Below are 18,658 nucleotides of genomic sequence, written 5' to 3' on the forward strand. Positions count from 1 at the left end.
ATAAACGACACCCATAAGGACATCGGTACTGCGTCATGGGAAAATGTCCGCCTTTCCCGAGCCTCGGCAGCTGGTGCATAAGTATAGCCAGTGTTCAGCCGAAACAAATCGAACTTGCGCAGGCAACGCCCAGCGACCTGCCCGTGGTGTTAGTAAATCCGACCAAAAGGGTCGGAAGTTGAAAGCTCTGCACAGAGTGAAGCAAGCCCAACGAGAACAAAGAACGAGCACGACTTGAAAAAAGAAAATTATGCCGAAGAGACAGGGTTACATATATGATTGCACCTGGCAATGGGACACCGTGAAGGAAGCGGACAGGGTCTCCACAAGGCGCAAGAAAAACTACGGAGTGAAGAAGCACAAGAAGCAATGGTTGAAAGACCTTGTGGAAGTTCAACAGCTCATCATCGACCGAAAGATCAAGACGGACGAATACCAGCACATGAAGCTGAAGAACGGAAAGAAGGAACGAGACATCAGCAAGCTGAACTTCCACCCGAACCACGAATGGCATCAGAGCCTCGTCTTAGTAAGCCACGACAGAATAGAGCGCACGTTGATTTCACACACTTATGCGTCAAGAATCGGCTACGGACAGATAGCAGCTGCGCTTCAAGTCAAGAGATGGCTAAGAGAGAACAGAGAAGAATGCAGATGGTTCGCCCAGGGCGACATTTGCCATTATTACGCTAACATATTGCATGCATTGCTGAGACAGAACCTGGAGCACATCTTCAAGGACAAGGAGTTCATCGACGCATACATGGAGCCGTTCGAGAGATTCACAGATGACGAGAAAGGGATACCGCTAGGCATTCGACCAAGCCAGGACAGCGGAAACCTCGCCCTCACGAGATTCGACAGGTTTCTAAAGGAAGTAGCCAAGGCACACCTTTACATCCGATACCTTGACGATTTCGTCATATTCGGCAAGACGAAGGGCGAGGTCAAGCGAAAGATGAAAATGGCTACCGCCTTTTTGAAGGAGCTGGGATTTGAGGCACATGAGCCAAAGATCCGTCCGATAAGCGAAGGCTTGGACTTCCTCGGTTTCGTTTACTACGAAGGAGGCGACATGTTCTGGAGGAAGAGCGACAAGGTACGCTGGCTCAAACGAAGAGCCAAGGTCACCAACAAGCGCAGGCTCCACGAAATCGATGCAGCAGCATGGGGAATGATAAAATGGGGAAACCGACATTGCAAAAGATTATTTAAAATGGAAACAGGAATAAATTTATCAGACTTAGGCATCAAGATGCCCGAGAAAAAAGACAAGAACGGAAAGCGAATCATCGACGCACCGAAGATTACAACAGCCGTCATCCTTAACAAGGAGATAGAGGTCGTCGATTGGGTGCGAGACGTTGAGACATCATACGGCAAGGGACGATACGCATTAGAGATTGAATTCTACGGAGGAAAGAACAAACTCATCGTAAACAGCCCGAGCATGAAGCAGCTCATCGATGCGTTCGAGCAGGCACGAGTTACAAGATTCAAGGCAGTGGTCATCGACAAAGGAGGCTCGCACTTCGAGTTCAGCCAGGTCAAGATTCTCGAGATTGACAAGAGACCTGTCGCCAAGACAGAGGATGGCAAGCTGATATACACAGACACAAACGAGGTCGTAGATCTCACCAAGTTCAACAATAAAAAAGAGGAGACAAAGCAATGAAACAGAAGTACGGAAACATCAGAAGAGTGTTCATGACAGAGCAGCCAGCGATTTATGACAAGCAGACTCGCATCGCATACATGAACTTCCGGAAGGACTCGCAGGTACAGACAACCACCAACAGCGAGACCAGCACCAGCACATCATCCAAGAGCAGCAAGGCGAAGGATGAACAGACAACCATCGAAGGCTTCAGCGGTTTTGTAATTCAGACCGATGGCATCATGGACTACGCCCACATCAAGAGCCAGCTCGTAGAGGCAGCGTTCCCACAGAAGGAGGAGCACGCCCTGGCATTCAACACCATCGATGCGCTGATGAAGAAGGTAGATGGCGAGGAGCTGACAGCAGAGGAGCAGGCAGACATTGCGAGTTACAAGGAATTCGCAGAATACCGCAACATTTGCGCAAACTGCGCCAAAGCAATCCTTAGTTCATTGAAAGATTAATTAACATGCAGAAAAAGCGAACATTCAAGGCAGCGTTCACCTGCAGGTGGGCTCCTTCAGACGGCAAGGACGGAGAGAACGGAAAGGACGGCATCGGCATCAAGTCAGCCGACGTGGTATTCACGCTTTCCACGAGCAACACCACGCCACCAGCTGACAGCGTGACATGGGTCACCCTTTTCTCCCAACTTTATCTGATGGAGAACACCTACGTCTGGAGCTGCACCAAGACCGTGCTCACCAGCGGAGCGACCACCTACACAGGCAAGCAATGCCTCGGTGCGAGCAAGGACTTTGCAACCATCACGGAGCAATACGCTGTAGGAAGCAGCGGCATAACCGCACCAACCAGCGGATGGGGAACGAGCTACACGCCAACCAAGGAGTTGTGGCTATGGACACGCAACCGAATAAGATGGACGAGCGGTGCATACACTTACACCACAGCCATCTGCATCGGTTACTTTGGCAAGGATGGCGACAAGGGTGACAAGGGAGACCCAGGCAAGGACGGAACAGACGGCAAGGACGGAGAGAACGGAAAGGACGGCACTGACGGAAAAGATGGAAACGGCATCAGCACACAAACAACCTACTTCATCGCCACCGACCAGATGAAGGTCGCCTCCTATTCTTCGGTTTATGGCTGGAGCACCACCTTCCCGACAGCGACCGAACAGAAGCCATACGTATGGAAATGCGTGAAGACGACCTACACCAAGAGCGGAACAACCTACTCCACGCCAGAACTCATCACCACATACCATAGTGGAGACAACGCCAACATCATCGACAACGCAGCCTTCACAAGCGCAGGCAACATGACGGCATGGGCACTCCAGAGCCAATACCAGGCATTAAGCGGAAAGCAGGTACCAAGCGACAAGGGAGCCATTGATCCAACCAACAAGAAGGACAACCGCAACTCCTACCATGACACCTGCAAGGCTACAGGAGCAACCATTACAATGAAGGAGGTGCTGCGGCAAGTCATCCATAAGCCAGGTACCATCAACAAGCTGGCAGCAGGGCAATGGTACACGTTCAGTTTTTGGGCGAAGGGAAGGCAAAAAGTTATCCCGATTAACGAGACAAGCAGCAGCTACGGATTTGCGGAAAGAAGCCTATACCTCGTCGCAGGAAGAACCTACAACATCACCATCGTGGGCAAATGCAGCCAGGATGCCGTAAACAATGGCAAGGAGCTACGAACATACATCTACAAAAGCGATTGGAGCGAAAGCGCATACACATCCACAGACTCCACCATCGTAACAGGCATACGGATGACCTTCACGCCTAAGAAAACAGGCGAATACAAGCTGAATAGCTACATGTACAACCAAGACTACCCTCGAACAGGCACGGTCACGGTGTACCAATACGAGATAACTGACGGACTCGACCTCACCACCTTCATCTATCCGACAGCGGTGGACACGAACACCAAGATGATTGTGGACGGAACCGAGAAAGCAGCAACGCCATCAGACCTGGGAGTTAGCTGGGCATTGACAAACGAATGGAAGAGGCATACGGTAACATTCAAGACCAAGGAATCCATGAACAGCGACGAACAGGCTGTCCTGTTCAGATTGCAGCCGACACCGAACGAAGAGGCGTACCGAGAGGTATGGATCTGCATGCCGAAGCTGGAGAGCGGAATGTTCGCCACAGGCTTTGTGGACGGAATCGATGACCTGCGAGGAATACCAGGACTCATCGAGAGGACGAGTGAATGGGCAGCAGGTGTCGAGTTCCACAACGACGAGAACCTGACAGGAGGCATCCGATACCTTGACTTGGTGACCGTCACCAACAACACGACAGGTAAATTCGAGCTTTACCAATGCAGGGTGACACATACGTCCACAGCAGCGAACGCACCGAGCGACAACAGCGCAGAATGGCTAAAGCTGAACCAGATGCGACCAATCTACACGCCACTCATCGTGGCGAAGAATGCCGTCCTTCGCTTTTCGCAGACGAACAGAATCCTCATCACAAACAGCAAAGACAAGGTTCAAGGCTGCTTCGGAGGTGTCGAGGATGAGGCAAACGGCTACCCTTTGTGGATTGGAGCGATTACTGCTGCAGCAGCTAAGTTCAGAGTGAAGTACGGAGGACAGCTGGAAGCGAGCGAAGTAAGTATCACGGGTACCATTAACGCAACGAGCGGAACCTTCAACAACGTTTCAATCGACAGCGGAACAATCGGAGGATTCACCATCAGCGGAAATGGACTGACAAACGACAAGAACTTCAACAACGATGCCTACATCATTCTTAGGAACGACAACGCTGGAGCATTTGCAGGAATCGGAGGCAACTTGCTTCCAGCATCGAGCGGACTGAGAGCCGTGGCACGATTCGAGAACGAAAACAAAAGTAGATGGTTTGAATACGACAATCTCGGACAGAACATCGCAATGCTGCTGTCGGCAAAGAACGCAGACAGAAACGTGGCATTGGAAATTCTAGGAGGCTGCATCAAAGGATTTGCACTCAACACGAAAATCATCACAACTAAGACCTACACCATCAGCAGAGACGAGAATGTGGTAAGTTACATAAGCGACTCAAACGAAAGCGGTAATTGGGTAGAATTCACGTTACCAGACATGCAATGGTACGACGAGGGGCACTTTGTCATGCTTTCGAGAGAAGCGGTCGGAGAATACTCCTTCAAAGTCAAGCCAGGGTACTGCTACGACAAGAGCGGAAAGAGGTATGAGACCTACATCTACAACAAGGGTAAACGCTACACCAAGAGCGGATTTGATACCGATTTTTTCAGCGCATACGGCTCTTGCATTCTTGTATATTGCCCACGATGGCAGGTCGTTTCAAAGAACGCAGTTTTAAACAAGGGAATATGGCTCGCATACGGAGTCATGTAAAAATAAAAAGGAGAACAGAACGATGAAAATTAATTTTGAAAGAGTGGAGGTTTTCACGAACCTCGCCAAGACCAAGGCAGCGGTCATCGACATCAAGGAAGGATTTGCAGACGCAATCTACACCCAGGGACAGGGCATCGCCTGCCACGCCCTAGCCATGAAGATTTACAACTCCCATGGGGAGGAGGAGTACAGCGACAAGGAAGCCGAGCTCATCAGCAGATGCTCCGAGCTTTGCACCCCAGCAGTGATGGACGGCATCCAAGCAGCCATCACAAAGGGCAGAGAGCAGAAGGAGGAGCAGGCATGAGCGCAGAGATTCTACAGGCAATAGCAACCGCCCTCGTTACCATTTTGGGCTGCTTCATGTTCTACGACAGCAAGAAGCGAACCGAGGCTGCGAAGGCATCGCAGGAGGAAGCCAAGGCAACGGCTCAATACGCAAGCGGATGGAAAGACCTCTGCGAGCGAAAGGACAGCGAGCTGAAAGCCAAGGACGAGAAGATAGACAGCCTCTACGATGTCCTAAACCAGCACCGAGCAAGCGAGGATAAGCTGAAGGACGAAAACATGGAGCTCCGTCTGCAACTCCAGGAGTCAAGCTGGAACAGATGCATCCGCAACGGATGCGAGCGGAGAAGCCCACCACGCAAGAGGGAACAGGAAGAGGAGAACTACACAGACAGAACAGACGAAGAAGGCGTATGAGACTTACAACATATTTAATGAAGCTCATCCAAACCAACAGCGGAGCATCCAGCAAGGCATTCTTTTTGGTAAGCGTGACCATCATCGGATGCCTCCTGCTGTTGACAATAGGATTCGTCCTGCTATACGAGGTGCTCACCACGAACACCATCCACACCGACCTCATGGGCATTGCTGCAGTAATCGGTGCGATTGGCTCACTTTTCGCAACAGCAGGCATAACAAAAGCATTCGGGGAGAGGAACGAGCCAACCTCCCCAGGTAACCAACAATCCAAAACGGAGGAATAAACAATGGCAGAAGTAGAGAAATTCGCACCTTTCGTCCTTAAATGGGAAGGAGGTGCCAAGTATACGAACAACAAGCACGACAGAGGTGGAGCCACCAAGTACGGAATCACCATCGCCACCTGGCGTACCGTAGGCTACGACAAGAACGGAGACGGCAAGATAGACGAGAAGGACGTGAAGCTCCTCGACGAGGAGGACTTCAAGATGGTGCTCAAGCGCAACTTCTGGGACACATGGAAGGCAGACCAAATCAAAGACCAGAAGGTAGCAGAGAGCCTGGTCGATTGGGTCTGGAACAGCGGAAAATGGGGAATCATCAAACCGCAGCAGCTCCTGGGAGTGAAGGCAGACGGCATCGTCGGAGCGAAGACCCTGGCAGCGGTCAACAACTACCCGAACCAACACCAGCTCTTCGAGGCATTGAAGAACGCACGAAAGGCGTACATCAACAAGCTGATAAAAAAAGACCCGAGCCAGATCGTCTTCAAAAAAGGCTGGCTCAACAGAATCAACGATTTAAAATATGAGGATTAACACCATGACGAAAGAACGAAAGACAAGCATCCTCGCCCTGATCATCATCTGCATTGCATGCCTTTTGGCAGGATGCGCAACGAAGAAAAAGGCAATGACAGAGACGGCAACAGAGCAAGAGACAACGAAGGTGGAACAAGTGAAGGACACTGCCATCACGGAGACCCACGACACCACCAGGATCACCCAGAAGCTGGTACCCGTTGAGATTGCGGTACCAGAAGCCAAGCTGGAGCGAACCACCAAGGACACCACGTCGGTGCTGGAGACAGACCTGTACAAATCCACCGCAACCTGGGCAAACGGAAAGCTGACGCACACGCTGGAGGCAAAGCCAGGGGCAAAGGTCAAGGGACAGACAGCGGTCACGGACACCACCAAAATCTCCAAAAAGAGCTCATCCACGAAAAACACGAGGAACTCCTCGTCGGATTCAAAGAACAGCCAAAAGGACACCCAGCAAACCACCAAGACAACGCAGGCGAGCTGGGACATTTGGCTGGGAGCTGGTATAATAATAGGTATAGGAGCAACCACCGCCATTATTTGGATCTGGAGAAAGCGAAAGAAGCCGAAAAACTAGAAAGAGACCTCTTCACCGACAAGGTGGAGGGGTCTTTTTTTTGATAACTTTCTTTAGCTAAGTAGTTGATTTTCTGTAACTTATAATAACTATAAAGTTATACAACTTTGCGAAAAATTGATTATCTTTGCATCAGAAAAAGAAAAGGAAACGCCCCCCTAACCAAGGGGCATAAAATACAAAAATTATGGCAAGAGCTACATATTACATTAAGGAACAGACAACTTGGAGAGACACCGAGAAAGAAGAGGTTAGAGAAGTTTTCAACTCTACAAGAAAAGCAGAGACCGAGCGATTCTTCAACAGACTCGAAAAGGGAAACGAGAACATCACCGACAGAAGAATGGGATACTTCAAGATTGAGGAGTTCACCATGGCTGGCAAGATGACAACAGAATACTGGATAGAGAAATATTAAAGACAACCAGGGAGGCGCAAGCCTCCCACAACTTAAGCCCTACGGCAGCACGGTAAAGCCGCATTTTATGACAAAGACAGGCGACGCTTTTATATACAAGCACATGACAGGGATCATCGACAACATCATGGAAGGATACCCTGTAGTTCTTACAACCGAGGACGGCACAACCTTAACCATCACATACGAGGGAGAGGCAGCAGACAAGCCATTCAAGGTTACACTTAAAAAGAGAGCAACCCGAGTAAAGGCTTTCCTTTCAATTGAGACAATGGAATTCTACCTCGGCAGATTCAATTACACAGACATTAAATTTTAAGGAGGAACAAACAATGAAAAAAGAATTAGCAGACAACATCATAAGCCAGATAAAGAAAGACAAGGTTCAACAAGCAACCATCACTCTCAAGAGCGGAAAGGAGATAGAGTTCAACCCAACAGACGATGACTGCAGATTGATGAAGCAACCAGACAGCATCTATTCAAGCAGCATCCTCATCATAGAAGGAGAAGGAGGTACGAGTTTTATCGAATGCGAGGAAATAGCAATGATTAATATTTAAGGAGGACAGCGACATGGAAACAGCAATTAGAATCACAATAAGCCTTGGCGACGCAAGAGAAGGAATCGACAGAATCCTGGATAACCCATACTTCGAATGCCTTCAGCGCACAGCAACCAACCAATGGGAGAGCGAAAGATTCGACGATGAGGATGAGGACGAAGCAGACGACCTCTACGAATTGAAGGAGACCCTCACCCACACCCTGGCAGGGCTTGATTACGACATAGAGGACATTGAATATTAACATTTTAAAGATAGGAGACAAGAATCATGATGAAACAAGAATTTGAAGAAAGAGCAAACTTCAAGGTTAGCCCAGAGTGCTACCACACATTCATAGAGCCAGGATACAACGCAAGCAACCTGGACAAAGACGAATGGGTGAAGGAGTGGAAGAAGAACGGAGGTGTTCAAGCTGCCTACGATTGGGAATGCGCAAAGCGAATCAAGGCAGAGAAGGCAGCCAAAGGAGCTGAAGGCGAAAAGACAAACATGGCGAAGGCACTCATCAAGAAGGCTGACCAATTCAACGACGAAGAGATGAACCGCATGGCGATCGCCATCATCGGAGAAAGAGATTACCTGGTTTATAAGCTAGAGAACCAGCTGAAGCTCACAGAGGACGATAAGAAGCGAATCCTCGCCAACTTGAAGTAAGAAGGAAACGGCTGGGCTAACCACCCAGCCACAACACAACAAGAATATGAACAAGAAAAGAAGAACAGCATTAAACGAGCTCCTCACCAAGCTCGAAGAGATAAAAAACCAGGTAGAGGAGCTCATGGATGAGGAGCAGACGGCACTAGAGAATCTGCCCGAAGCCTTCCAGGAAGGAGAAAAAGGCGACACGATGCAGGAAGCCATCGACAATTTGTCGAACGCAATGGACGCAATCGACGAAGCCACAGAATACATTAATGAAGCAACGAACTAGAAGAAAGGAGGACAACATGGCAAATTACATCCGTGAATGGAACAACATGGCAAGATGCTACAACCCATTTGGCTGCCCTTTCAAGGCAGCACACCAGGGAACGACAGAGAGACGCTGTACCCTGGAGGAAGACTGCGTGAGCAAAGACAAGAAGGCTACGTACAACTACGTAAAAAAGAATGAAGACTACGTAGTACTGAACGAGAAACAGAGAACAAAGCAAGCAGCCAGCATGACAGGGCAGGAGCTCGACCAGAAAATCGAGGCAGCAAAGCAGCTCCTCAACCAGCTAGAAGAGCTTGGAAATGAGTTCGATTTGAAGGAGACAATCAAGGAGGTGCGTAAATGCATCGACATCTACACCAAAGAGCGAGACCAACGCAAGGAGGCTGGCACTTGGAAAAAATGGGGAGTTTAATTTTTAAAAAGGAGAACAGAACATGGCAGAACCAAGAAAATACAAGTCAAGCAAGCGAGGCGACGGACGCACCCAGAAACGAATCGGGGTCGCCATTGACAGCGAGCTGGAGGATTGGCTGAACACCAAGCCAAACAAGAACCGCTACATCAACGAGCTGATACGACAAGACATGACACGCCACAAGGTGATTATTACGACGGCAGGAAAGCCAGAGATTAAAATAATCGAGCCTTGACAGACAGGAGAAAGGGAGAATCCTACACAGGATCCTCCCTTATTTCGTACCGTAGAACACCCAATCGAGGACACGACGATTCGCCTCGTCCACCTTCCGCTGGTCGAAATCGATATAGATATCGGTAACGGAAGACCCACCATGACCAAGAGCATGGGCGATAACGTCCTTTGGGATATCCAGGGAAGCAGCAATCGTCGCCCAGGAATGGCGAGCCACATAGGAAGACAGCATCGGGAAGGCAGGACGGAACACCTCCACTTCACGATACACGCCCAGATCATCGGTGCGCCATTCCTTCACGACAGAACCAACAGCCTTCAAGCCACGGCACATTTGCATGGTAAAGGAGGTATAGCGTTTTCGGTTTTCCCCCCAGGAGACAAGCCGACCACAGGAGCCGTGATACTTCTCGATGAGAGCTGCAGCCTCTGGCTCCACCTTGATATCATAGAGCCGCCCAGTTTTGGAGCGACGATAGGACAGGCGACCATCGACAAGCTGCCCATCTTTCAGAGCTAGCAGATCAACCAGGTTAATGCCAACCAGACAGAACGAGAGCTTGAAGGCATCGACATACTGTTGCTGCCAGGTCAAACCAGGGAACGAGAACAGCGAGCGAAGAGCCTCCACCGACACAGCTCGTTTCTTGGTCGCCTCCGATTTCACCTTGAAGGAGCGGAACGGGTACCAGGAGGTGATACCATTATCGATGGCATCATTGAAGACAGCCCGAACGTTTCGCAGATGGATGGAGCGAGCATTCACAGAAGGACACCCACCCTGCTCGGTACCAAGCCACGCCTCGAACCTGGACAGCCAATCTTTCGTGATGCGCTCGAAGGAGAGAGACTCGGCATGAGAGTCAAACGCAAGCACCTTCTTAACGGTCACCAGGTAGATATCACGAGTTCGAGGAGACCTGCACAGCGAGGCATAGGAGCGGAAACGAGCCAAGAACCGATTATCGACACCAGCATCAGGGCGAAGTTCAGCAGCCACCCGATTCTTCACCTCGACAGCCGACAAGCCAACGAGATTACCAGCAGAGGTCAGCTTCAGAATGATTTCAGAGACACGAGCCATCTGCTGCAGCAGGAAGAGATTTGTGGATTCGTCGTTCATGGTACCACGCACCTTTTGCGCCTTGGCATCCCACTGAGAAGGAAGCAGGCGAATACCAACAGGGAGCTGGGAATGGGAACGCTGACGGCAGAAATCGAACTTCAAGGAAGCAAGACCACCGTCGGGGACACCACGAACATCAAGATAATAATGCACTCTAATCATTTTTCCGAGATTTAACTGCACGCATTTTGCACGCATTTTGCAACAAAGAGAAACAAAAGGGAGACAAGCGCAACAAAGGTGGCAGACCAAAAACGCAATAAATAAAGGAGAAATAAACTGATTATAAGCGGAAAGAGGGGGATTCGAACCCCCGATTCCCTTTAGGGGAATACACGCTTTCCAGGCGTGCCTCTTCAGCCACTCGAGCACCTTTCCTTTATTTCGGAATGCAAAAGTATCAATTTTTATCCGAAATGCCACATATTCGCTTGCTTTTTACATTTCTTTAACGAAAACAGCAAGAAGAGGGTGTGGCATAAGTTTCTTGCCTAGAGTATAAATAAGGCAAGAAACTAATGCCACACCCTCAATCATATAAATCCTACTTCTCAGGAATAATCTCGAAGATTTCGGCTGAGCCTTCTATCTGAAGCTTGGCTGCCTTCTTCACCAATTCTACCTTGCAGAATGAACTGTCGATGGTGGTAGTGGCAAGAACCTTGCCCTTGGCATTCAACTGACGACAAACCAAAGAACTGCCTGGAGTCAACTTCAGAAGCAGGGTGTAACCCTTTACTTCCTTTTCTACACCCATGGTAAGGATGCCCTCGTTGGTGAATGAGGTGCAAGGATTCTCATCGAAACCATACATCGCTGCCTGAAAGTTGGTTGCCTCTACAGGGAAGCTCAAACGCTCTGGAGTGGTTGGATTCACCTCGAAGGTGCGGACAGCTGCCCAGTTACGCTTGTCTGACTTCAACTTCTTGATACGGATATAACGAGCCTCAACAGGAGTGTCGGTCTTCCAGTTGATGATATACTGCTTCTTCAACTCGCCTGTCAGCGCCTTCCATTCCTTTCTGTCTACAGAATACTCCAATACGGTGTTGTCGAAGTAATCCACATCATCCACAGAGTTGCGGCCCTGAAGGATTCTTACCTCTGAAACGGAACGAACGCAGCCCAGGTCAGCACCAATCCAGTCGCCTGTATTCTGGCCGTTACCCGATGTATAATAGGTAGTAGAATCGTTGTCGAACATCGCCTTGCTCTGGGTAGTTCTCAAGGTAGCATAGGTACCGATACCCTTATAGAAAGCAGGCACCTTGCCGGTCAACTTCTTGAAGAAACCAGATGCCATATCGTCCATAGACTGCTCGTAGAATGGCTGCAATACCATGGTTCCTGACTTATGCTTCTCGTAGGCAGCCACATCTTCCTTGCTCATGCGGTTGTTCACGTAACCCTCCCAGAATGCCTGGTCGTTGCCAGCCTTGTATTCCTTGATAAGACTCATGGTCTTCAAGCCACGCTCACCCAACTTGCCAAACTCTTTGAGCCAAGGGCGAAGTTCCTTCATCAGCAGGGCGTTCTTACAGTTTGCCTCCATCTGGGCAGGAGCATTCTTCACCTTGACAAACTCATTCTGCAAAGCGTTGAACTGTGCATCTGTGAAGTTGTCGATGCGGAAGCTCTTGGTCTCCCATGATTCGATGCGGCGATAACCGGTCTCGGTATCGCAAGAGTGCATGGCGAAGGTGCGATATGCCTCATGTGCTTCTGGGGTGAGATCTACCAGACCACGCTCCCAGTTATCGAGCGGATTATAGTTGGCGATATTCCAGCTATAGTCAGCTACACCATAGAGCGCCAGCTTGGATGCCTCTCCGTGCTCCATCGGATTACTTACGAAACCGCAGAGATCCTTGTTGGTCAGGTCGGTCTGCAATCCGTAGGTAGGCCCCTGCATGATGATATGGCGAGCATAATCGGTTACAGGGAAGTTCCACCAGTAATAAGCAGGACGCTTGATACGGGAGTTTACCCAGTCGAGCGTCTCGCGGGTCAAGTCGCTACATACCACATCACCTGTCCAGAATACGTTGATAGAAGGGTCGAGGGTATTTCCGAAGATGGCGAGAGAACCGGTTGGCTTTGGATTCGCCCAGAGACGGGTATAATCGGTAGGACACATCACGAGCGGAGTTACATCGCCCTTAGCCTTCACAAATTCCTTTTCGAGACGGTTGAGAAGTTCAGACTGCTTTACCGGGTTGGCACCCTCGCCGGAAATATCATCGAAGAAGATAGCGAAAGAACGAACACCAAGGTCGTACATCAGATCGAGCTTGTGAACCAGGTTCTGATAGTCTTCCTCGTTCCACTTGATGTCCTGTCCCGGATGGATAGCCCACACGAAGTCTACTCGGTTGCGGCGACAAGCCTGAACGAGTTCGCTAATGTTCTTAGCCTCTTTCTCAGGATAAGGCAGACGCCAGTTTGGACAACTGTGATATGGATCGTCCTTCGGACCGTAGAGATAGGTGTTCATCTTATTCTTTCCGTAATAGTCGATGAGGGAAAGACGCACCTGATGAGACCAAGGTTCGCCATAGAAGCCTTCTACCACACCACGGTTTGGAAGATCTGGGTAGTCGTTGCAGGTGGTGTAAGGCATCTGTCCCTTTGCCATCTCGCTGTTAACAATCTGGCGCAGAGTCTGCAAACCGTAGAAGGCACCACGCTCGTCGTAGCCCACAATCTGGATACCCTTGGCATCAGCCTTCAGGCTGTAAGCACCCGAAACAGGCTTTACGCCAGCCTTGGCAGCGAGTTTTTCACCGAAATCGATAGTCAGGCGAATGCCCTTGGCGTTGACGGTAAGAAACTTCACGTCATCGGCAAACTTGCCTTTCTTGTCTATCACCTTGACACCTTTCTGCAGGTCGAGTCGGTTAGCAGCATCCACATTCAGGAGATGTGGTGTAGGGCTCACGATGAGTCCGTGATGATCCAGTTTCTTACCGGGAATCATGTTTACGTCCTGCTTTTCAGAACGCTGGCCGCTCAGGTCTTGTGCCTGAGTGCCCTGTGCAAATGCAGCCATCAGGAGGGCTGCCATCAACATTTTTCTAGTCATAATGAATAGTTGGTTTAGGATTTATATTTATTAAAGTTTATTTATTTCAAATGGAATACTCTTTCCACGGTTTCATTGGTTTGCTTGGCAAACTCTTCTTCGCTCACGTTGTAGGCTTTCGCCAAGGTTTTAAGAACTTCTACTACGAAGGCGCTCTCATTGCGCTTTCCGCGATATGGAACGGGAGCCATGTATGGAGAGTCGGTTTCCAAAACGATGCGGTTCATCGGAACCACGGCTGGAAGGTCTTCACGCAGATGACTGCTTTTGAAGGTAGAGACTCCACCGATGCCCAGCACGAAGTTGTCGAACGAGAGGAGTTCCTCGGCTTCCTTCTGATTGCCGGTAAAGCAATGGAACACGCCGCCCGGCAGGTCTTTCTGATACTGTTTGAGCAGATGTACCATCTCGTTCTGCGCCTTGCGGCAATGAATCATCAATGGCAAGCGGGTATCTACCGACCACTTCACCTGCTCTTCGAAAGCCTCCAGCTGCTCATGTTCGAACTCACGGCTCCAATAGTAATCCAATCCGATTTCGCCAATGGCAATAAAGTCAGAAACCTGTGGAGAATCGCCTGCAGGATTAGCATTCCCTGTTATGCGATGTTCCTCTAATATCTTCCGGAGTTCTGCCAGCTGCTCCTTCCAGTCTTCCTTCACCTCCTCAGGGTGCAAGCCAATCATGGGATAGGCGTAGCCCGGATATTCCCGGCTCAAAGCCAGGACTGCGTGCGTGGTTTTCAAGTCGATGGCAGGCAAGAACACCTTGCCTACCCCCGCTTCACTGGCACGAGCGAAAGCCTCCGCCCTATCCTCATCAAATTCCTCCGCATCAAAATGCGTATGCGTATCTATTACTTTGAACATTGAACTTTGAACTTTGAACTTTGAACTTTATGATTAGTAAAGCCGATGAATTTTTCACTCTTCGTTCTTCACTCTTCACTTAAATTAGTACTGGCGCTTCATCATTTTCTGAGCATACTTTGCCAACTCCTCCTTGCGCTCAGCAGGCACATTCACTGCATCCAGATACTTCTTGCTCTGCTCGAAGTAATAAGCTATCTTGTCCTGAGCCATCTTGTCAATACCAATCTCGTTGTAAAGACGGGTAACGGCAGCTACCTTTTCCTTGCGGTCGAACTCCTTGGCATCCAACCACTTCTGGAGTTCTGCACGCTGAGCGTCGTTGGCATGGTTGAAGGCATTGATGAGCATGAAGGTCTTCTTGTTGGAAGTGATATCGCCACCAATCTCCTTACCGAACACCTTGGTATCGCCATAGACATCGAGGAAATCATCCTGCAACTGGAAAGCCAGGCCAATCTGCTCACCAAACTTATACAGGTTCTCGGCATCTTCCTCAGAAGCATCAGCCAAAACAGCACCAATCTTCAGAGCACAAGCCAGGAGTACGCTGGTCTTGAGACGGATCATCTCGATATACTCCTCTTCCTTCACATCGTTGCGTGTCTCAAACTCCATATCATACTGCTGTCCCTCTCCTATTTCGAGAGCGGTGGTGGTGAAGATTTTCAACACCTTGGCAAGATGCTTTTCGTCACACTGTGCCATGCGCTCATAGGCAAGAACCAGCATGCTGTCGCCCGAGAGGATGGCTGTATTGGCATCCCACTTCTTGTGAACGGTCTCGTGACCACGGCGCAGGTCGGCATTGTCCATCAGGTCATCATGGAGCAAGGTATAGTTGTGATAAGTCTCCAGGGCGATGGCATTCATCAGGATTTTCTCCGGGTCGTTCTTGAAGATGTTGTAACCCAGGAGCATCAGGGTTGGACGGATGCGCTTGCCCCCCATAGAGAGCACATACTTTATCGGCTCATATAGCGAATATGGTTTACGGTCGTATGGCAAGTTTTCCAAGAACTCGTTCACCATGTTTAAAATTTCATCAGCTGTCTTCATAATAATGTATAATTTATAATGAATAATTTACAAAATAATTTATAATCCTATAACTGGAATACCACCGGAACGGCAATCATGGTACGGCATACCTTGTTTCTATCCATTCCCGGTTTCCATTTCGGCATCATCTTCATCACCCTGAGAGCCTCAGCATCAAGCACCGGATCTACCGAAGTGCTTACTCTCGTATCTGCTATACTGCCATCCTTGTTCACGATGAAGGTGATGACAACGGTTCCCTGCACCTTGTTTTTCTGCGCTGCAGAAGGATATTTCAGGTTCTTGGTGAGCCATTGCATGAATGCCGACCATCCGCCCGGAAATTCCGGAATTTTCTGCACCACTGTAAATTTGATGGGTTCTTCTGGCGTATTGTCAGAATTATCAATCGCAGTCTCAGGTGCAGCTTCCTTCACATCGGCACCTTCCACCGCTCCCGAACCGTCACCGATAACCAGTTTGCTGGTAGTGGTACTGAGTTTATCGGGCGATTTCACCATCTGCTGTTCGGTAGGTTTCACCTCCTGCGTGATGGCTTCTGATGCAGGTGCCTTCGACATAGCCTCAGCACTCACCATGTCCTTCTGGTCGGGTGGTGTCTGCATATCCAGGTCTTGTGCCAGATCCTCAAAGTTCTCAGCCCAGTCATCTCCTCCCTGAGGTCCCTTCTGATATTGAAGTCCCACGAAGAGGAAGGTAAAAGCCAGAAGAAGCCCAAGCAGGAAAAAGGTGACCCGCTTGTCGTCCAACTGTACTTTCTTCGATTTTTTAATTTCCAACATTCTTCTATTTCTATCTAGTCTGCAGCCCCACTTCCCCATTTTTAGGAGCAGAAACTGCAATATTTCACTATCAATTCCGTTCTTTTCTACGAAAACAATGCAAATTTACTGTATATTCTTGAAAAAAGCTGTATCTTTGCCAAAGATTTATAGAATTTAAATGAAAAAAATAGTTTTTTCCCTCGTATTGACGCTTTTTGCGGCTTTTATGAACGCTCAGGAGAGCCAAACGAGTTATAACTTTCTGCGCTTACCGGTCAGTGCACATGCCGCAGCCCTCGGAGGCGATAACATCACCTTGATAGAAGATGATGAAGCCCTCGTATTTCATAATCCGGCGCTGCTGTCGTCGGTGAGCGATAAGACCATCAACCTCAACTACATGAATTACATGTCGGGGGTGAACGTGGCATCGGCTTCCTTCAACCGCATCGTGAAGGAAAAGGCATCATGGGCGGTGTCGGCTCAATACATCGACTATGGTAAGATGAAACAGACGGATGAGAACAACATCGAGATGGGCGAATTCTCGGCAAAGGACATTGCGCTTGCGGGCCATTTCTCCTATATGCTTGCCCAGAATCTCGCAGGTGGTATCTCTGCCAGATTCATCACCTCCTATATCGGTGATTACAACTCCATCGCCATGGGCGTAGACCTGGGTTTGAACTATTACGACCCGGAGCAGGACCTTTCTATCTCTGCCGTTGCCAAGAACCTGGGTGGACAGCTCAAGGCGTATGATGAGGAATATGAGAAGATGCCGATAGACCTGCAGGTGGGAGCCACCAAACGGTTTGAGAGCACCCCGTTCCGCATTTCTGCCACCCTGGTGAATCTGAACCATTGGGACAGCGGACTGAAGAACCATCTTGTGGTGGGAGCAGAACTTCTCCTGGGCGAGAGTCTGTGGCTGGGAGCAGGATATAATGCCCGCCGTGCCGACGAGATGACGATTTCTACAGGCGAGGAGAACGAGGAGAGCAGTCATGGAGCCGGATGGTCATTCGGTGGAGGCATCAACCTGAAGCGCTTCCAGCTGAATGTGACCTATGGCAAATATCACGTCAGCAGCAACAGTCTGGTGCTGAGTGTGAATTATAAATTGTAAATTATAAATTATAAATCAGTTCGAAATATGAAGAAGATAACAATAGCAATTGATGGTTATTCATCATGTGGCAAGAGTACCATGGCTAAGGACCTTGCCAAGGAGATTGGATATGTGTATGTAGATACAGGCGCCATGTACCGTTCTGTTACGCTCTACGCCTTGAGAAACAAGCTGTTTGATGCAGAGGGCAATGTCAAGGTAGATGAGCTGGAGAAGAAGATGCCTGAAATTCACATCTCGTTCAAGTTTAATGAAGCTACCGGTCACCCGGACTGTTATCTCAATGGCGAACTCGTAGAGAAGGAGATTCGCTCATTGGAGGTTTCCAGCCACGTGAGTCCGATTGCCGCCATCCCATTCGTCAGAGAGGCTTTGGTGGCACAGCAGAAGAAGATGGGTGAAGACAAGGGCATCGTGATGGACGGCCGCGACATCGGCACCACCGTTTTCCCTGACGCAGAACTCAAGATATTCGTCACCGCCAGCTCCCAGGTGAGAGCACAGCGCCGATATGATGAGCTGCAGGAGAAGGGAATGCCAGCTGATTTCGAGGACATCCTGAAAAACGTGGAAGAGCGCGACTACATCGATACCCATCGAGAGACTTCTCCTCTGCGCCAGGCAGAAGATGCCATCGTTCTCGACAACAGCCAGCTGACCATCCCTCAGCAGAAGGCATGGCTCATGAAACAGTATCAGAAAGCCATCAAGGCATAGGTGTTTGCAAAAATAAGTTAAAATAAAATAATTTAACGAGAAAATAGAATTATTCATTGACACTACCTTGCAAAAAAAGCAATGATTTATTATCTTTGCAGCACTATTTAAAGGTAGTAATGATATAGATTATAAATTTTGAGTTAATTACTGTTTTTTGAAGGTGGTAAGTCTTCGGGAGAAGATTTACC

General features: G+C 49.2%; 23 protein-coding genes and 1 tRNA gene. 18 read left to right on the forward strand and 6 right to left on the reverse strand.

All coding sequences use genetic code 11. The features are described from left to right. Window positions 1-250 precede the first annotated feature (250 nt). The 16 genes from F7D73_RS10035 to F7D73_RS10110 all read left to right on the forward strand — a co-directional run bounded on the left by F7D73_RS10035 (window position 251) and on the right by F7D73_RS10110 (window position 9,713). Entirely contained in the window at window positions 251-1,675 is a 1,425-nt protein-coding gene (locus tag F7D73_RS10035) for a reverse transcriptase domain-containing protein (protein ID WP_153124370.1), read from the forward strand. Next, the gene (locus F7D73_RS10040) at window positions 1,672-2,124 is read left to right on the forward strand and encodes a hypothetical protein (RefSeq protein ID WP_153124372.1); all 453 of its coding nucleotides are present in this window, start codon (window positions 1,672-1,674) and stop codon (window positions 2,122-2,124) included. Before F7D73_RS10035 ends, F7D73_RS10040 begins: the two co-directional genes overlap by 4 nt. Window positions 2,125-2,129: 5 nt before the next feature. Continuing rightward, window positions 2,130-5,024: a hypothetical protein gene (locus tag F7D73_RS16060; protein ID WP_194256893.1), complete on the forward strand. Its 2,895-nt coding sequence runs from the start codon at window positions 2,130-2,132 to the stop codon at window positions 5,022-5,024. Window positions 5,025-5,046: 22 nt separating this feature from the next. After that, window positions 5,047-5,334, forward strand: coding sequence for a hypothetical protein (locus F7D73_RS10050; RefSeq protein WP_153081890.1), 288 nt, complete (start codon window positions 5,047-5,049; stop codon window positions 5,332-5,334). After that, window positions 5,331-5,732: a hypothetical protein gene (locus tag F7D73_RS10055; RefSeq protein WP_153124373.1), complete on the forward strand. Its 402-nt coding sequence runs from the start codon at window positions 5,331-5,333 to the stop codon at window positions 5,730-5,732. Before F7D73_RS10050 ends, F7D73_RS10055 begins: the two co-directional genes overlap by 4 nt. Next, window positions 5,729-6,022, forward strand: coding sequence for a hypothetical protein (locus F7D73_RS10060; RefSeq protein ID WP_153081888.1), 294 nt, complete (start codon window positions 5,729-5,731; stop codon window positions 6,020-6,022). The genes F7D73_RS10055 and F7D73_RS10060 overlap by 4 nt, the downstream gene beginning before the upstream one ends. 3 nt (window positions 6,023-6,025) lie before the next feature. Then, window positions 6,026-6,556, forward strand: coding sequence for a glycoside hydrolase family 108 protein (locus tag F7D73_RS10065; protein WP_153124375.1), 531 nt, complete (start codon window positions 6,026-6,028; stop codon window positions 6,554-6,556). A 4-nt stretch (window positions 6,557-6,560) separates the two neighbouring features. Further along, window positions 6,561-7,139: a hypothetical protein gene (locus tag F7D73_RS10070; RefSeq protein ID WP_153124377.1), complete on the forward strand. Its 579-nt coding sequence runs from the start codon at window positions 6,561-6,563 to the stop codon at window positions 7,137-7,139. Window positions 7,140-7,326: 187 nt separating this feature from the next. Beyond that, window positions 7,327-7,557, forward strand: a complete 231-nt coding sequence (locus F7D73_RS10075) for a hypothetical protein (protein ID WP_153081885.1) — start codon at window positions 7,327-7,329, stop codon at window positions 7,555-7,557. A gap of 67 nt (window positions 7,558-7,624) precedes the next feature. Further along, window positions 7,625-7,876: a hypothetical protein gene (locus F7D73_RS10080; RefSeq protein WP_153081884.1), complete on the forward strand. Its 252-nt coding sequence runs from the start codon at window positions 7,625-7,627 to the stop codon at window positions 7,874-7,876. A 13-nt stretch (window positions 7,877-7,889) separates the two neighbouring features. Beyond that, window positions 7,890-8,120 (forward strand): hypothetical protein, encoded by a 231-nt coding sequence (locus F7D73_RS10085; RefSeq protein ID WP_153081883.1) that lies wholly within the window; start codon window positions 7,890-7,892, stop codon window positions 8,118-8,120. 13 nt (window positions 8,121-8,133) lie between these two features. Then, the gene (locus tag F7D73_RS10090; RefSeq protein WP_153081882.1) at window positions 8,134-8,367 is read left to right on the forward strand and encodes a hypothetical protein; all 234 of its coding nucleotides are present in this window, start codon (window positions 8,134-8,136) and stop codon (window positions 8,365-8,367) included. A gap of 26 nt (window positions 8,368-8,393) precedes the next feature. Further along, entirely contained in the window at window positions 8,394-8,780 is a 387-nt protein-coding gene (locus tag F7D73_RS10095) for a hypothetical protein (RefSeq protein WP_153124379.1), read from the forward strand. 46 nt (window positions 8,781-8,826) lie between these two features. Continuing rightward, window positions 8,827-9,057, forward strand: a complete 231-nt coding sequence (locus tag F7D73_RS10100; RefSeq protein WP_153081880.1) for a hypothetical protein — start codon at window positions 8,827-8,829, stop codon at window positions 9,055-9,057. Between the two features lie 16 nt (window positions 9,058-9,073). Continuing rightward, window positions 9,074-9,475, forward strand: a complete 402-nt coding sequence (locus F7D73_RS10105; protein ID WP_153124381.1) for a hypothetical protein — start codon at window positions 9,074-9,076, stop codon at window positions 9,473-9,475. A 22-nt stretch (window positions 9,476-9,497) separates the two neighbouring features. Further along, window positions 9,498-9,713 (forward strand): hypothetical protein, encoded by a 216-nt coding sequence (locus F7D73_RS10110; RefSeq protein WP_153081876.1) that lies wholly within the window; start codon window positions 9,498-9,500, stop codon window positions 9,711-9,713. 39 nt (window positions 9,714-9,752) lie between these two features. Here the strand turns inward: F7D73_RS10110 and F7D73_RS10115 are convergent, their stop codons facing one another. The 6 genes from F7D73_RS10115 to F7D73_RS10140 all read right to left on the reverse strand — a co-directional run bounded on the left by F7D73_RS10115 (window position 9,753) and on the right by F7D73_RS10140 (window position 16,636). After that, complete coding sequence (locus tag F7D73_RS10115; RefSeq protein WP_194256894.1) at window positions 9,753-11,003, reverse strand: site-specific integrase; 1,251 nt, start codon at window positions 11,001-11,003, stop codon at window positions 9,753-9,755. 128 nt (window positions 11,004-11,131) lie between these two features. Then, a tRNA-Ser gene (locus F7D73_RS10120) sits at window positions 11,132-11,219 on the reverse strand. A gap of 166 nt (window positions 11,220-11,385) precedes the next feature. Next, window positions 11,386-13,923 carry a beta-N-acetylglucosaminidase domain-containing protein gene (locus F7D73_RS10125; RefSeq protein ID WP_153124385.1) on the reverse strand — a complete coding sequence of 846 codons (2,538 nt, stop codon included), beginning with the start codon at window positions 13,921-13,923 and terminating at the stop codon, window positions 11,386-11,388. Window positions 13,924-13,964: 41 nt separating this feature from the next. Then, window positions 13,965-14,792 (reverse strand): TatD family hydrolase, encoded by an 828-nt coding sequence (locus F7D73_RS10130; protein ID WP_153124386.1) that lies wholly within the window; start codon window positions 14,790-14,792, stop codon window positions 13,965-13,967. An 84-nt stretch (window positions 14,793-14,876) separates the two neighbouring features. Continuing rightward, window positions 14,877-15,851: a polyprenyl synthetase family protein gene (locus F7D73_RS10135; protein WP_153124388.1), complete on the reverse strand. Its 975-nt coding sequence runs from the start codon at window positions 15,849-15,851 to the stop codon at window positions 14,877-14,879. Window positions 15,852-15,898: 47 nt separating this feature from the next. Beyond that, window positions 15,899-16,636 carry an energy transducer TonB gene (locus F7D73_RS10140; protein WP_228117705.1) on the reverse strand — a complete coding sequence of 246 codons (738 nt, stop codon included), beginning with the start codon at window positions 16,634-16,636 and terminating at the stop codon, window positions 15,899-15,901. A gap of 160 nt (window positions 16,637-16,796) precedes the next feature. On the opposite strand from F7D73_RS10140, the gene porQ reads away from it, so the two are divergent. Then, complete coding sequence (gene porQ, locus F7D73_RS10145; protein ID WP_153124390.1) at window positions 16,797-17,747, forward strand: type IX secretion system protein PorQ; 951 nt, start codon at window positions 16,797-16,799, stop codon at window positions 17,745-17,747. Between the two features lie 27 nt (window positions 17,748-17,774). Beyond that, the gene (cmk, locus tag F7D73_RS10150; RefSeq protein ID WP_153124392.1) at window positions 17,775-18,467 is read left to right on the forward strand and encodes a (d)CMP kinase; all 693 of its coding nucleotides are present in this window, start codon (window positions 17,775-17,777) and stop codon (window positions 18,465-18,467) included. Window positions 18,468-18,658: the final 191 nt, after the last annotated feature.

It is taken from the genome of Segatella copri (genome assembly GCF_009494395.1).
Lineage (GTDB): Bacteria > Bacteroidota > Bacteroidia > Bacteroidales > Bacteroidaceae > Prevotella.